3 protein-coding genes are annotated in these 17,467 nt (G+C 34.7%); all 3 read left to right on the top strand.

Annotated elements, in window-relative coordinates; genetic code table 11:
* The first annotated feature begins 59 nt into the window (after positions 1-59).
* Positions 60-2,339, top strand: coding sequence for an ABC transporter permease (locus ACXAGJ_RS23355; RefSeq protein ID WP_474843434.1), 2,280 nt, complete (start codon positions 60-62; stop codon positions 2,337-2,339).
* Between the two features lie 207 nt (positions 2,340-2,546).
* Complete coding sequence (locus tag ACXAGJ_RS23350) at positions 2,547-8,903, top strand: amino acid adenylation domain-containing protein (protein ID WP_474843433.1); 6,357 nt, start codon at positions 2,547-2,549, stop codon at positions 8,901-8,903.
* Between the two features lie 13 nt (positions 8,904-8,916).
* Positions 8,917-17,467: amino acid adenylation domain-containing protein (locus ACXAGJ_RS23345; protein ID WP_474843431.1), on the top strand; the 8,551-nt coding region annotated here is incomplete at its 3' end.

Below are 17,467 nucleotides of genomic sequence, written 5' to 3'. Positions count from 1 at the left end.
ATCTTTTAATTTTTTATAGGACTTTTTTAAAGAATAAATCTACTTTTTTTATCAACCTATTGGGATTATCCTCAGGATTAATCTGTGTATTTCTTATCTCATTATGGGTAAATGATGAATTGAGTATTGATAAGTTTCATGAACAAAAAGATAACCTCTATCAGGTTATGAGAAGTATTCCATTGGATTTGGAAGGAATAAGTACAGGAGAAATTACACCAACTTTATTAGGAGAAACCATTGTGCGAGAGCTTCCAGAAGTGGATCGTGCGGTTACTGCAACACCTAACGAATCCATGACGTTTACTTATAAGGACAACAGTTTTAGTACCCAAGGTAAATGGACTACTCCGGATTTTTTCAATGTTTTTTCTTATGATTTGATCGAAGGATACAAAGAAGAGGTTTTATCAGATAAAAGCTCGGTAGTAATTTCAAGCAAACTGGCAAGAATATTATTCAATTCTAAAGATGCCGTCGGAAAAACTGTAGAAATCAAAGACAGGGGAGATTTTGTAGTATCGGGAGTGTTTCAAAAAGTAAACAAATCTTCAGATGATTTTGACTTTTTACTACCAATCAAAGTATTAACTGATAAATTCCCATCGTTTAGTGATTGGGCGAACAATTATCCAGGAACTTACCTCATTTTAAATAATACGGATAATATAGAAGGATTTAATGATAAAATTACATCGTTAATTCGAAGCAAATCAGAAAGTCAACTTGAAGCTTCATTGGCTGTAATACCATATGTAGATAAGTATTTACACGGGAAGTTTGAAAACGGCGTTCAAGTAGGGGGTAGAATAGAGTATGTAAGATTGTTTTCAATTGTCGCAATACTTATTCTTGTAATAGCCTGTATTAATTTTATGAACTTATCGACGGCAAAAGCAATGAGGAGAATGAAGGAGGTAGGGATTAAAAAAGCAGTTGGCTCGGGCAGGTCTCCATTAATCGTACAGTATTTCTTCGAGGCAATTTTGATGACACTCATTTCAGTAGTAATAGCCATCGTGATTACGTATTTTATCTTACCGGTTTTCAATCAGATTGCTGATAAAAACTTATCACTTGATTTTGGACCTTATTTTATGTTTTACATATTATTAGTAATTCTTATCACAGGACTTTTGGCAGGAAGCTATCCAGCTTTGTATCTCTCTAGTTTTAGTCCGGCAAATGTATTAAAAGGTAATATCAAAGGGTCCTTGGGAGAAGTTTTTGCTAGAAAAGGGTTAGTAGTATTTCAATACGGGATTTCTATTGTTTTGATTACCTCAGTATTAATCATATATAAACAAATTGGTTATATCCAGGATAAAAATTTAGGATACAATAGAGATGGATTGATTTATTATAATGCAGAAGGCAATGTAAGAAAACACTTAGAGACTTACTTGGCGGATGTTAAAAACATTCCGGGGGTAAAAAATGCCTCCAGTATGTATTATGATTTTTTCTTTTATCCAAGGACAAATGAATTGGAATGGGAAGGAAAATTACCGGAAAGTAAAATTGACTTTAGTGTATTAGTGGTTAATACCAATTTTATCGAAATGCTGGGTATGAAAATGAAATCGGGGCGTTCGTTTTCCAGAGACAATAACTCTGATGTTTCTCGAATAATCTTTAATGAAAAAGCGATAGATGCAATGAATTTGCAGGACCCTATTGGAAAAACTATCAAATTTAGAGGAAAAGAAAAGCAGATCGTAGGAGTAGTCAAGAATTTTCATTTTGAGTCTTTGTATAAGGATATTACTCCTTTGTTTTTTCTACTAACACCAGAAAATAATGCAAATTCCATCATGGTAAAAATTGATTCTAATAACCAAAAAGCTACAATAGCTAATCTTCAGGAGCATTTTAAGGAGTTTAACCCTGGCTTTACCTTTAATTACAAATTCATAGATGACGAATATCAATCAAAATATGCTTCAGAACAAAGAGTTTCAGTTCTTTCACAATATTTTGCAGGGCTTGCCATAATTATTTCTTGTCTTGGTTTATTTGGGTTAGCAGCATTCACTGCAGAACGAAGACTTAAAGAAATAGGAATCAGAAAAGCTCTAGGTTCTAGTAATTTTAATATTTTTTATCTATTATCAATAGATTTTATCAAAATCCTAGTTATCGCCATTATTATTGCAACACCAATAAGTTATATTATAGCAAAAAAATGGTTGGAAAACTTTTCTTACAGAATTGATCTAGAACCAACCTATTTTATTTTGGCGGGCTTACTTTCTTTATTCATCGCATTATTTACAGTCGGTTTACAAATTACCAAAGTTGCAAGAGTAGATCCTGTAGATTGTCTTAGAGACGAATAATCATCAACTAAAATCAACTTAGTATTCAATAGTTATATAGTATGGGTAGCTAAATGTTTGTGAGTATAAATTCTCAGACATTTAGTTATTCAATACAATCTTGATATTTCCTTATATCAGGACACTTCTTTCATACCCTCGCAGTAATCAAATGATACTTTCATAAAAAGCGAGCGTATGTAATTTTCACAAATTTATTTAGAAGATATGTACTCAGCACAGAAAATCGATAAATCCAATGTTCAGGATATTTTCGAGCTTAACATGGCTCAAAAAGGAATGTTATTTCATTATTTAGAGGATAATGACCAAAATTTGTATAACATACAGCTTTCTTTTGTAATTAAAGGGAGTTTAAACGTTGATACATTACAAGAAGCAATTTCGAACGTACAATCTAATAATGAAGTATTACGATCTGTTTTTGAATGGGAGAAAACGAGTAAACCTTTACAGATCGTTCTTAAAGAAAGTACAATCGAATTTAATTATCGTGATCTAACCACTAACTTCGATCAAAGTGTGTCATTGGAGATTGATCGTGCAATCAGAAAGGATAGGGAACGCAAGTTTGATCTCAGACAAGTTCCTTTGCGATTTAGTGTTCTCAAGATAGCACAAGAGGAATTTATCTTTATGATTACTCATCATCATATTCTATATGATGGATGGAGTACCGGTATTCTTTTAAAAGAACTCTTTTCTAGTTATTATGATATCCAAAATAGTATAGCTGCCGAGACGAGAAAACCAAATTACCGGTCGGTTTTATTAAATATACAAGAAAGATCAAATGCAGAGGGTAGTGAAGAGTATTGGCAAAAATACCTAGAAGATTACACCATAAAACCTATACCACTTCACAAAGACCAAACCGTTGATCGTATTAAAAAAGAATCAATAAAAGAGGTTCATTCTCAGGTTACTCTGGATCTGATAGATAATCTGGTCTCTGCGCATAGAGTAACCCGAGCTACCATTGTTTATGCGGCATACGGGATCCTTTTGAAAAGGTATTTGAATAGCAATGATGTAGTGTTTGGAACACCAATATCTGATAGAGACTCTGCAGTAAATGGGGCAGATCAGGTGATGGGTAATTTTATTAATACCATCCCTATGAGAATTGCTGATACTGATCATCTAACTATAGCCGAGTATCTAGAACGCGTAAATAAAGAATTTATAGCTCGCAATGAATACAGCAGCACTTCTTACAATGAAATAAAAGAAATGCTGAATCTAAAACCTCAGGATAGTTTGTTTGACTCAATTCTAGTTATAGAAAATTATCCGATTGATTTGAGTGCGATCAATAAAAATGAAGATTTTTCTCTTCGTTTACGATCCACTTATGGAGATACAGGAATTCCTATTGTTATTCATGTTTTCTTTAGAGAAACGTTGGATATAGAAATAATATATCAGAACAAATTAACTGATGAAAGCTTTATTACATCATTTGCAGAACATTTCAAGAATATAATTGTAGAAATGTCAAAAAGTTCTGGCGATACTAGTATCGAATCATTAGATCACTTTTTACCTAATGAAAAGCAAAAGCTAATCTCTGAGTTCAACAATACCATTGTAGAAAAAAAGGATTCAGAGACTATTTTAGATCTATTCAATAAACAAGTTTTGCATACGCCCGATGCTATCGCAGTGCAGTACGAGAATGTGCAATGGACTTACAAAGAATTGGATGATTGCTCTAATGAATTAGCACATCAATTATCAAACGAATTTCAAATCCAAAACAATGATTTGATAGGAATTTGTTTAGATCGTAGTGAAAATGTCATTCTATCAATTTTGGGGATATTGAAATCTGGAGCAGCATATGTTCCTATCGATCCAGAATACCCAGCGTCTAGAAAAGAAAATATCATTTCGAATTCGGGAATAAAATTATTGATTTCAGAAATGTATTACATTTTTGATATGGACTATTATGAAGGTCCCAAATTCGCAATTGATGTAGTGTTCGAAAAAGGCAAGTATCCGAAAGATCCTGTTCACAACAAAATATCTCCCAAAAATTTAGCATATGTAATTTATACTTCGGGATCAACCGGCACACCTAAGGGGGTGATGATTAATCATAACTCGCTTTTCAATTATACTACTTGGGCAAAAGAAAGTTATGTAGGCGAAGATAGAGGTAATTTTCCACTGTATACTTCAATTTCCTTTGATCTTACCGTGACGTCAATTTTTACTCCATTGATCTCTGGGAATTCTATAATCATATACAAAGAAGAAGGAAAGGAGCCCACGATAAATAAAATAATTAAAGACAATAGGACAGATATTATTAAACTCACGCCATCTCATTTGAAAGTTATTCGTGATAGTCATTTTTCTGAAGAAGAAGACATGATTTTTAATAAAAAGTTCGTAGTTGGTGGAGAGAAATTAGATACTGCTTTGGCTAGAGATATTTTTCAAAAATTTCAAGGGAAAGCAAAAATATACAATGAGTATGGCCCTACAGAAGCTACGGTAGGTTGCATGATTTACGAATATGCCGAAACAGAGACAAGTCTTTCTGTACCCATAGGTAATCCTATAGTAAATACACAAATCTATATTCTGGATAGGCAATTAAGACCTATGCCAATAGGAGTTCCTGGCGAACTTTATGTGAGTGGTAATGGTGTAGCCGATGGATATATCAATAAACCAGATTTAACTGCAGAGAAATTTCTTGAAAACCCATTTGTTGAGCATCAGAAAATGTATAAGACCGGAGATGTGGTTGTTAAGAACCCAAATGGTCAAATAGAGTTTATAGGCCGACAAGATCATCAGGTTAAGATTAGAGGATATAGAATTGAATTAGGCGAAATAGAAAATGTGCTTTTGGATTGTGATGAAATTTTAGAAGCAGTGGTTATTGTAAAAGAACAAAATAATGATCCATTCTTATTGTGCTATTACACTTCTAGTACCAATTTACAACCATTAGAACTTAAAAAACTATTAGAAGAGAAGTTACCTCAATATATGGTTCCTTCACAGTTTGTTTTGCTTGATAGCATGCCACTTACGATCAATGGGAAGTTAGATAAAAAAGCACTTCCAGATCCAAATACGTTGACGAGTTCCTCGAATGATTTCATAGCGCCAGAAACAGAGCTGGAAAAAGAGTTAGAAGTGCTATGGCAAGAGATTCTGGGTGTTTCGAACATTGGGGTCAATGATGATTTTTTCACCTTAGGAGGACATTCTCTCTCTGCAACTCGATTGGCAAGCAAAATTAAAAAGGAATTGGAAGTAGAAATTTCTATAAATGACTTGTTCGAGCACACTACAATACGACAACAATCCATTTTTATAGAAAACCAAGAAAAATTATCGCTCACCAAAATTTCTTGTGTTCAGGATAAACCTCAATACATACCATTATCATTTGGTCAGGAAAGACTTTGGTTTATCGATCAGTTCGAAGGTTCGCAACATTACCATATGCCAATTATTCTGGAGGTAGAAGAGAATTTTGATATTGATGTTTTCCAAAAGGCTATGACAATATTGGTGAATAGACACCAACCGTTAAGAACCGTTTTTGATACCAATGATGGGAAACCATATCAACGCATTCTTCCTGAAAATCAATGGCAAATCGAAAGCGAAAGAAATATTGAAAAATTATCTCCAGAGGAGGTAGATCAACTTATAGCCGAAAACATACAAGAACCTTTTGATTTGTCAAAAGATCACAAAATTCGAATTAAGGCTTTAAAAGGGAAGAAAGGTTATGAAAAATTAATCATGGTGATACATCATATCGCTTTTGATGGATGGTCCATACCCATTTTTAAAAATGAACTCTCTTTAATTTATGCTGCTTTGATCAATGGAAAAGATTTTGAACTCGAAAATTTACCTATTCAATATTTGGATTATAGTATTTGGCAAAATGAATTTCTGGGAGACGAAAGTTTTAAGGAAGGTTTGGAGTATTGGACTATTAAACTAAAAGATCTAGACCCTTTAGAAATCCCCACTGATTTTAATAGAACAAAGAAAAGTTCTTATCAAGGAGCAAATTATAAGTTTTCGATTCCAAAATCGGTGAGTCAAGGCCTGACTAAGATTTCACAAGATGAAAGTGTATCGCTTTTTATGGTCTTGTTGTCAGGTATTAAAATTTTACTATCCAAGTATACAGGACAATCTGATATATGCGTGGGAACACCTGTTGCAAATAGGGAACAAATTGAAGTGGAACAATTGATAGGGTTTTTTGTTAACACTTTGGCTCTTAGAACTTTTGTGGATGAGGAGCAAACATTTTTGGAGTTGCTTCATATAATTAGGAACACCACACTTGAGGCACAGAAATACCAACAAATACCATTCGAAAAAATAATAGATAATGTAGTAGATAACAGAGATCTGAATAGAAGCCCATTGTTTCAGGTGATGCTAATTTTGCAAAACGAGGAAAACTTATCGGAAATAAATCTAGGTAATACTACCTTAACCAAGGCAGCTGGAGTACATAACAATGTAGCCAAATTTGAATTGACTTTTGATGCTACTCAAACTTCGGATGGTATTGAATTCATAATTAATTACAGAACTGACCTATTCAAAGAAGACACAATTAAAAGTCTATCGCAATATCTTCAGAATTTACTCGAGGCAGTAGCAACAAGACCGGAAGAAAAAATATACAAACTACCTGTGACTTCTGCAGAAGATTATGCGATACTGCATAATTTTAATGAAACCGAGGTGGCCTACCCCGAATACAATACCATATTAGAGTTATTTGCAGAACAGGTAAAGTCACAACCAAAAGCCACGGCTGTAGTGCTTGGTGAAGATAGTTTAAGTTTTGAGGACCTTGATGTACGTTCAAATCGTTTGTCAAATTTATTGATTAACAAGGGTGTAACTCCTGAAACTATAATTCCAATCTGTATCGATCGGTCATTGGAAATGATAATCGGAATTTTGGCAATTTTAAAATCTGGAGGTGCATATGCTCCAATAGATCCAGAATATCCGCAGGATCGTATTGATTTTATTTTAGAGGATGTGGATTCTGAATTTGTAATCACTCAAAGCAAATACAAAGATCTTTTCACTACACAGGAACCTATCTGTATAGACCAACAAGAAATATATATTCATGAATCGGGTAAACCATCTGGAGTGTTGGTGAATAATGATGATTTGGCGTATGTAATCTATACCTCGGGGACCACTGGTAAACCTAAAGGTGTAATGAACCAGCATTCGGGAATACTGAATAGATTATTGTGGATGAGAGATTACTTGGGAGTAACCAAAGATGACGTTATACTTCAAAAAACGACATTTTGTTTTGATGTTTCTGTGTGGGAACTATTACTGCCGTTAATTACAGGAACCAGGTTAGTTTTTGCTAAGCCAGATGGTCATAAAGATCCTATGTATTTACAGGAACTCATTCAAAAGGAACAAATATCAACAATGCATTTTGTACCATCTATGTTGTCGGTGTTCTTAACCCAATTGCATCAAGGCAATTGCAAAAGTCTGCAAAATGTAGTTTGTAGTGGAGAAGAACTAAAATCATCAACTGTAAAAGAGTTTAGAACCAAACTTCCTGAGGTTAATCTTTATAATTTATATGGACCTACAGAAGCAGCAATTGATGTAACAGCGATAAATCTTACCGAGAATACAGAGTTTTCGAACGTAATTCCGATCGGTAAACCTGTTGCCAACACAAAAATTTATATCGTAGATAAGTATAAAAATAAGCTGCCAATCGGTATTGCAGGAGAACTTTTGATAGGCGGTATACAAGTCGCTAGAGGGTATTTGAATAGAGACGAATTGACCAAACAAAAATTTATAGCTGATCCGTATGAGAAAGAAAGCTCTTACCAGCTATATAAAACAGGAGACCTTGCAAAGTGGCTTCCAGATGGAAACATTGAGTTTTTAGGAAGGATAGATACTCAAGTTAAGATTAGAGGATATCGAATTGAACTAGGAGAAATAGAAGCGACAATAGAACAAATCACTGGGGTGCAGCAAGCTGCAGTTATCAAAGTAGAAGATGAAAAAGATGAGGCAATCCTTGGTGCATATGTAGTAATGAGCGAAGAGGAATTTGATGCCAAGGAAATTTTGAACACATTAAAAGAACAACTACCAGAATATATGATTCCTTCTACGATGATGAGATTAGAAGAAATACCTTTAAATCATAATGGAAAATTAGACCGTAAGAGGTTACCAAAACCAGAATATACTTCGGTACTCACAACTCAATTTGTAGAGCCAACAGACCCAGTAGAAATTAGGATTGCAGAAATATGGCAAGGGTTTTTGAATATCAACAGAATTGGAGTTTACGATAACTTTTTTGAACTAGGAGGGCATTCCTTATTAGCGGTAAGAGTATTATCGGTTATGAATGAGGAATTTTCTGTGCATATATCTATCCAAAGATTCTTTGAGCTAGGTAATTTAAATGAACTTGGAAAATATATTCGTGTGATTTCTTCATTGAATAAAAAAGATGAAGTGATGAATGGTATTACTATCGAACTTTAAAAAATACTAAGAAATGATAAATGAATTAAGCATAGAAACTGATGTAATATCTTTCTTAGAAGATGCTTCAAAGAAAGGAATTACCATCTTTTTGGAAGGAGAAAAACTAATGCTTACTGTAAAAGAGGGCGTTGAGGTTTCTCAAGCCGATATCGAAACATTTAGAGAAAGAAAAGAAGAAATTAGAGAGTTCTTACTCAATGAAACCATAAATAGTTCAGAGCATGGTAAAGGTTCAAGAATCAAACCGTTTTCGCGAGATGAGAATCATAGAATTCCTCTTTCTTTTGCTCAAGAGCGACTGTGGTTAATTGATAATTATGACGGCAGCGCGCATTATCATATTCCAGCAATGTTCTCTATTGATAATGAAATTGACGAGCATATTTTGGAATCTACATTCAACAAAATAGTGAACCGTCATGAAAGTCTTAGGACAGTTTTTTATCAGGAAAAAGGACACCTTTTTCAACAGATACTTTCTAAAGATCAATGGAAACTCTCTTATGTAGAAACCACAAAAACTTCCTTGTCCGAAGATCAAATTGTACAAAATTTGGTGTACCAACCTTTTGATCTTTCTTCGGATCATATGCTAAGAGTTACCCTATACAAAAGAACAGATAATACTTTTCTCCTGATTATCGTAATGCATCATATCGCAGCAGATGGTTGGTCACTTCCAATTTTTGCCAAAGAAATGATGGAGTTGTATAATGCTGAATTAGAAAATAGGCCTGTAGAGTTGCCAGAACTAGAGATACAATATGCGGATTATGCAAATTGGGAACGACATTATTTGAAGGAAGAAAAACTTGAAGAGAAACTTTCTTTTTGGGAGGATCATTTGTCCGGAATAGAGCCAATTAATCTTCCATCAGATTATCCTAGATTCTCAGAAAACAAAGGAACAGGTAAAACCATTACGATACCTATAAGTGCATCCTTAACGCAAGAACTTGAAAAATTAGCAAAAAATCAGGAGGTGACAATGTTTATGTTACTACTAGCTACTTTTCAGGTGCTTTTATCAAAATATACAAGCCAAAAAGATATAAGTATTGGAACTCCTGTAGCCAATAGATTTAGTGCAGAGATCGAATCCCTGATAGGATGTTTTGTAAATACGTTGGTGTTACGAACTAAAATTAGTTCTGAAAAGGCTTTTGTTGATCATCTTCAGCAAGTAAAGAAAACAACCTTACAAGCTTACGATCATCAGGATATTCCTTTTGGTTTACTGGTGAACAATTTATCAACGCAAAGAGAGAGTTTTGAAAACTCGCTGTTTCAGATCATGTTTACCTATGAAAACAATGAAGAAGTTCCTAGTATAGCTCTTGGTGATGCTAACTTATCTTTACAGCCCTTAGAATATAAGGTTTCCAAATTTGATCTTACCCTTACCGTAGATAAAACTTCTAATGGTCTGGAAGCTCTATTCGAGTATCGTGATGATTTGTTTTCTGCTACTACCATTGAAAGATTAGGGAAATATTATTTAAAGGTATTGTCCCAAATCGTAGAAAAGCCCTTCAAAAAGGTAAAAGATATTGATGTAGTTTCAGAAAAAGAGTACCGTCAGATCTTGCGTACTAACAACAAGAATAATGACGTAAAGGGTATTGAAAAGTATAATTCAATTATAGACCTTTTCACCGAACAGGTTAAAATAAATCCATTTGCCAAGGCACTTGAGTTTTTCAACTCAGAGCTTAGTTATGCAGAATTGGATGCCAAATCCAATAGTTTGGCTAATGATTTAATGAATCGAGGGATTACGCAGGGTATGTTTGTACCTATCTGTGTAGAAAGATCCATTAATATGATCGTGGGGATTTTAGGAATCTTAAAATCTGGAGCCGCTTATGTCCCTCTAGATCCCTCTTTACCCAAGGAGCGTATAGCGTACATTTTGGAAGATACAAAAGCTGATATTGTACTTACTCAAAATAAATACCAGGACTTGTTCGGAGTTCCGACAATTTTCTTGGATCAAATAGAATACTTTAAGGAGACTTCTTTTGATTTGAGAGGAGTAGAAATCAATAAAGATGATGTCGCTTATATCATTTATACTTCTGGATCTACGGGTAAACCAAAAGGGGTAATGGTAGCACATGAGTCTTTGGTGAATTTAGTGTGTTCTCAAGGAGCTTATTTTGGGATGAATGCAGCAGACAATGTTTTACAATTTTCAAGCATTAGTTTTGATGCTTCCGTAGAACAGATATGGTTAGCATTAAGTACTGGTGCAACATTGGTGTTAATCGATAAAGAAACCATTGTAGATAATTTTAGTTTTAATCAGTATTTACTTGATCATAAGATAACTCACTTAGATACTACTCCTTCCTTTTTGGAAGGAATAGAATTGCAGTTTATCCCAACATTAAAAAGATTAGTAGTTGGAGGTGAAGAGTGTAAGGGGGCTCTGGCAAACAAATTCTGGAGTACATATAATTTTTATAATGCTTATGGACCTACAGAAACCACGGTTACTTCTTTTATGAAGTTGATAGACCAAAAAGTTTTGGAAGGTGCGAGGTTGCCAATAGGTCTGCCTATTAATAATACACATGCCTATATACTGGATGAGAATCTTTCGATTTTACCTATTGGCTCTGTTGGAGAGTTATATATATCTGGAAAAGGGGTGACCAAAGGGTATTTAAATAATGAAGAATTAACTAAAAAAAGATTTATAGAAAATCCATTTGAAGTTGGAGAACTTATTTATAGAACTGGCGATCTCGCTAGATGGACCAACAACAATGAGCTAGAATTTTTTGGACGAATAGACGAACAGGTGAAAATTCGAGGGTATCGAATAGAACTTGGTGAGATCGAATCTATACTCGAAACTTTGGAAGAAGTACAGCGATCAGTAGTAGTAGTTGATGAGGATGAAAAGGGAATAAAGAAGTTGATCGGTTATGTAGTTCCGGAGAGAGGGTTTGATAAAAGTCGAATAATCGAACAGTTGAAGGATAAACTACCTAACTACATGGTTCCGGCTTTTATTATTCAAATAGACGAAATCCCTTTAACATCAAATGGGAAAGTTGATAAAAGAAAATTACCAGAACCAATAATTGATGACATATCTACTTCAGAATTTATAGCACCTCAAACCAAAATTCAAAGGGAGATTGCTGCTATCTGGCAAGAACTATTGGGGATCAATCAGGTTGGGATCAATGATAATTTCTTTGAATTAGGAGGAGATTCTATTATTGCAATTCAATTTGTAAGTCGGGCAAAAGAAAATGGACTGTTTTTTAGAACTAAGGACATTTTCAATTTCCAAAACATTGAAGAACTTTCCAATCATCTTCGAGAAAACGATGGAGTAAAAGCTGAACAAGGATATCTGGAAGGAGAGGTGCCTTTAGGTCCGATCCAAGAGCATTTTTTTCAAACTGATTTTCTGCAAAAAGATCATTATAATCAGTCTGTACTTCTTAATGTCAATAAAAAAATTAATTCAGCACAAGTAAAAGAAGCTGTCAAATTCTTAATGGATCAACATGATGCATTACGGTTTGAATATGACTTTTCTACAGGAGATCTCCCTACCCAGTATTATGGAAACTACAAAGGCGAACTCGATATTGTTGATATTCATGGAACGGATAATTTTCATGAAAAATTAGAAGCTGTTTGTGAAAAAAGTCAGAGCAGTTTATCTCTTGAAAAAGGAGAGTTGGTAAGGTTTGTATTGATTAATACTCCTGAAAAAGAACAGTTTAATAGATTGTATATTGTCGCTCATCATATTGCAGTAGATGGGGTTTCCTGGAGAATTATTGTTGAAGATTTGTCGGAAATAATTGATGCTTTGATTAAGGGTGTAAAAGTACAGCCATATACAAAAACTACATCTTTTAGAGAATGGCAAGATTGCCTGTTCAACTACTCGAATAGTAGTTTGCTAAAGAATGAAACCAAGTATTGGAAAAATACGCTTGAAAAATTTCAACCTTTACCGGTCGATTTAAAATCGACCAAAGTATCGAGACAACAAGATGTTGAAGAAATCAAAATCAAACTTTCTTCCGAATATACGAATGCTTTGCTGCAACAAACCAACCAAGCCTATAATACAGAAATAAATGATCTGCTTATCAGTGCATTAACAAGGGCGATTTGTAAATGGACAGAACGATCAGATTTTGTTCTTGCTTTAGAAGGACATGGTCGAGAAGAAATAGCAGAAGAGATTGACCTAAGTAAAACTGTGGGGTGGTTTACAAATATTTATCCTGTTTTGTTATCCCATTCTGATAAGTATACATTACCAGAGTTAATTACCGAAGTAAAAGAGCAGTTAAGAAAAATTCCTAATAAAGGTTTAGGATTTGGAGTATGTTCCAAATACCTGAGTAAAGCCAATGAATCGAATGCGTTTGAATCTTATAATTTCCAGGAGTTAATATTTAATTACTTAGGGAATTTTGATAGGGTTTCTACATCAGAAGATTTTTTGAGTTGGGCAGAGGAAAGCGCAGGAAAGAATATAGGTGATGCTAACCAAAACCTTCATAAAATCATGGTTAGCGGGATGGTAACCAATGGAGTTCTGGAAATGATATGGACATATGATACAACAAAGTACTATGAAAATACTATTCAGTCCTTAGCAGATAGTTTCCAAGAGAACCTAGAGCATATTATAGAGCATTGTGCAGAACTTGAAAAAAATGTAAAAACACCAGATGATTATGGACTTACGGAGGTTACTACGAATTTTCAATTAAATGAATTCTTTGATAAAAAAGCCAAAGAGGGATTAGTTGATGTATACAAACTGAGTCCTTTGCAAGAAGGCATACTTTTTCATAGCATGTATAATTTAGATTATAATGCTTATGTAGTACAATGTAGTTGTGATTTAACTGGAGACCTAAATCTAGAATATTTCAAACGAGTTTGGGGCGAAATAATTGCAGCTCATAGTGTACTTAGAACAGCTTTCTTTTCTGATGCATTTGATGCTCCCGTACAAGGGGTTTTTGAAAATGCTTGTTTACCATTAGAAGTACTGGATTATAGTCAATATAATCAAGAGGAGTTAGATGTAGCAATTTCTGATTTTTTAAAAGAAGATGCACAAACTCCTTTCGATCTTGAAACACCTCCTTTAATGAGAATTACTTTGTTGAAGTTGTCTTCTACAAAGACAAAAATGGTTATTACGGATCATCATATACTTTGGGATGGTTGGTCATTCCCAGTTCTTGTTAATGAATTTGTTGAGGGTTATTCTCAATTAATTAATGTAGAAGAAATTGATCCAATAGAGATCGATAATTATAGGGATTACATAGATGCGATCAGCAGAAAATCAAAATTAAAAACCAATACCTATTGGAACACTTATTTAGCTAATATCCAAAAGCCTACAGTTCTTCCTTTTACTAGTATTTATGAGGATAAAAACATACAGGAAGAAAATAAAAAATATAGTTTTTCAATAAGCGATCAAGTATATAGTACTCTTTCAGATTTTACGCAGCGCCACCATCTTACTGTTAACACCGTAATTCAAGGTGCTTGGGCATTTTTATTGTCAAGGTATACGAATTCAAATCATGTGGTTTTTGGTGCGACTGTTTCGGGAAGAATTCCTGAAATCATCAATATAGAAGAAAGAGTTGGATTATATATTAACACACTTCCAGTTTGTTCTACTATTGAAGGAGAGTCTTCTATTGTAGATTGGCTTACTACCCTTCAAAAAGGGCATACATCCTCTAGAGAGTATAGTCATTCGTCGTTGGTTGAAATTCAGGATAGTATTGGGGTAAAAGGAGATTTGTTCGATACGATTGTTGTGTTCGAGAACTACCCTTCTAGTGCTAATGAAGATAGCCTTTCAGGAATTGTTATTGACAATGTACAGGTGAAAGAGCAAACCAACTATCCACTATCAATAGCAGTGTCTATTGAAGAAGCATTAAAGATTGATCTCAGCTATAACCCATCGGTACTCAATGAAGAGATAGTTTTAATGATAGGAAGCCAATTGCAGGAGGTAATAAACTCAATGGTGAATATTGGAACTAAGAAAGTTAAAGATATTGAGTATCTCTCTGCAACAGATAAAGAGGATTTGTTATACTCTTTTAATGCTACGGATGTAGATTATGGAGAAGCTGATAGTTTTCTATCATTATTTGAGGCTAGTGTAGCTTCTGATCCAGATCGTGTTGCCTTAGTTCATGGAGATTTAGAAATGAGTTATGGAGATTTGGATGCACGTTCTACTCGTTTGGCGCACTATTTAAGAGATGTTCATGGTGTTTGTTCAGGCTCTTATGTTGGTCTTCAACTGCCTCGAGGATTTGATATGATGGTCTCTATTTTAGGGATTCTAAAGTTAGGCTGTGCCTATGTTCCTTTGGATTTGAGTAATCCGGCTTCTCGTTTGTCATATATCGTATCGGATAGTGGTTTGGATTTGATTGTCGATACTTCGTTGATGTCATCATTTTCTAAGGTTGCTTCAAGATATAGTTTGGATGCTTTAGATGTTGATATCGCTAGTAGTGATACGGCTTATATTATCTACACTTCGGGCTCTACAGGTAACCCTAAGGGGGTAAAGGTTAATCATGGTAATGTATTGAATCTGGTTTGTTCTCAGTTGTCCTGCTTTGGGATTGAAGGTAGTGATCGTATTTTACAGTTTTCCAATATAGGATTTGATGCATCTGTAGAGCAGATTTGGCTAGCCTTATGTAGTGGTAGTGTTTTGGTTTTATTGGATGAAGCTACGATTTTGGATAGTGGGTTATTTTCGGATTACTTACGTTCTCAAGGAGTTACCCATTTGCATGCTACCCCTTCTTACTTATCGGGCTTAAGTTTAGGTTCTCAGCCGAGTTTACGTCGTATCGTATCAGGAGGAGAGGCTTGTAGTAGTGAGCTGTCGAATCGTTATGTAGGTGATTATGCTTTTTATAATGAGTATGGTCCTACCGAGACTACGGTTACTTCTTTTATCAATGCGGTTACCGATGAGTTACCTATTGGTAGTAATGTTGCTATAGGCCGTCCATTAGGCAATACTTTTGGGTATGTTTTAGGTTCAGATTTATCATTGCTGCCTATAGGTTGTATAGGTGAGTTATACATATCAGGGTCAGGCGTTAGTCAAGGATACTTAGGTTTAGAGGATCAGACATCTGATTGTTTTATAGCAGATCCATATCGAGAAGGCTTACAGATGTATAAGACAGGGGATTTGGTACGAAGGTTATCGAATGGAGATTTGGAGTTTGTAGGCCGTATAGATGATCAGGTAAAGTTGAGAGGTTATCGTATAGAGTTAGGGGAGATTGGATATCATTTATCGGGTTACCCTGCTATTTCAGAAGGTTTGGTTATGATTCAACATTGGGGAGGAGATGATCATTTGGTAGGTTATTATGTATCTTCATCTTCTTCGGTTAATGTATCCGATATAAAGAGTTATTTACAAGATCGTTTACCGGACTACATGGTTCCGAGTTATTATGTGGAGCTGTCTTCCTTACCACTGACTTCCAATGGTAAGATTGATCGCTCTGGTTTGCCTATTCCTAGTTTAGAAGATGTTGATTCTTACCAAGCAGCAGAGACTTCATTAGAGTCTAAGTTGGTAGAGATATGGAGTGATGTCTTAGGATTAGAGGCATCCAAGATTAGTGTGACCAGGAGCTTTTTTGAGTTAGGAGGTCATTCATTGAAAGCGACGATTTTAATGAATCGATTACGCAAGGAGTTATCCTTGGATTTGAGTTTACAGGATATTTTCAAGTATCAGGATATTCGCAGTTTTGGAGAGTATCTATCAACTATGGATACCAGTGATGTTTTAAGTAGCATTCCCTTAGCTCCCCAGCAGTTGTATTATCCTTTATCATCTGCTCAGAAGCGTTTGTATTTTTTATATGAGTTTGATCGTTTATCCTTGGCCTATAATATGCCACAGGTTGTTCGCTTGCAAGGTTCTTTAGATGTTTCTTTGTTAGAGTCTAGTTTTATTTCTTTGATAGAGCGACATGAGATCTTACGCACGGGCATTGTGATGGTAGATGGAGAGGCACAACAACATATTGTTGATGATTTTTCATTTTCGATAGCGGATTATGGTTTGGTTAATGAATTAGAAGTTGATTCATTGATTTCAAGGTTTGTGGTTCCCTTTGATTTGAGCCGTCCACCTTTATTACGGGTAGGATTGATTAGATTGTCTGATGAGGATTATATTTTGATGTTAGATATTCATCATATTGTTAATGATGGAGTTTCTCAGGGTATTTTGTTGAGTGATTTGATGGGATATTATCGAGGAGATTCATTAGCAGACTTATCACTTCAGTATAAGGATTATTCATATTGGCAACAGAGTTCTTCGTATCGTTCAAGTTTAGAGTCTTCAAAGGAGTATTGGTTATCTGTTTTTTCAGGGGGAGTTTCAGTTTTAGATTTACCCACGGATTATCCTCGACCTACGGTTAAGGATTACTCAGGATCTTCCTATGGATTTGATTTGGATAGTTCTGTTACCAAAGGTT

The sequence above is a fragment of the Aquimarina sp. AWH4_224 genome, assembly GCF_056160245.1.
Note: the sequence above shows the minus strand (reverse complement) of the source record. Positions and strands in the feature narration are given on the sequence as shown.

Bases quoted from the DNA above. Each gene is read 5' to 3' on its own strand.
- ACXAGJ_RS23350 (WP_474843433.1), top strand. From the start codon at position 2,547: ATGTACTCAGCACAGAAAATCGATAAATCCAATGTTCAGGATATTTTC.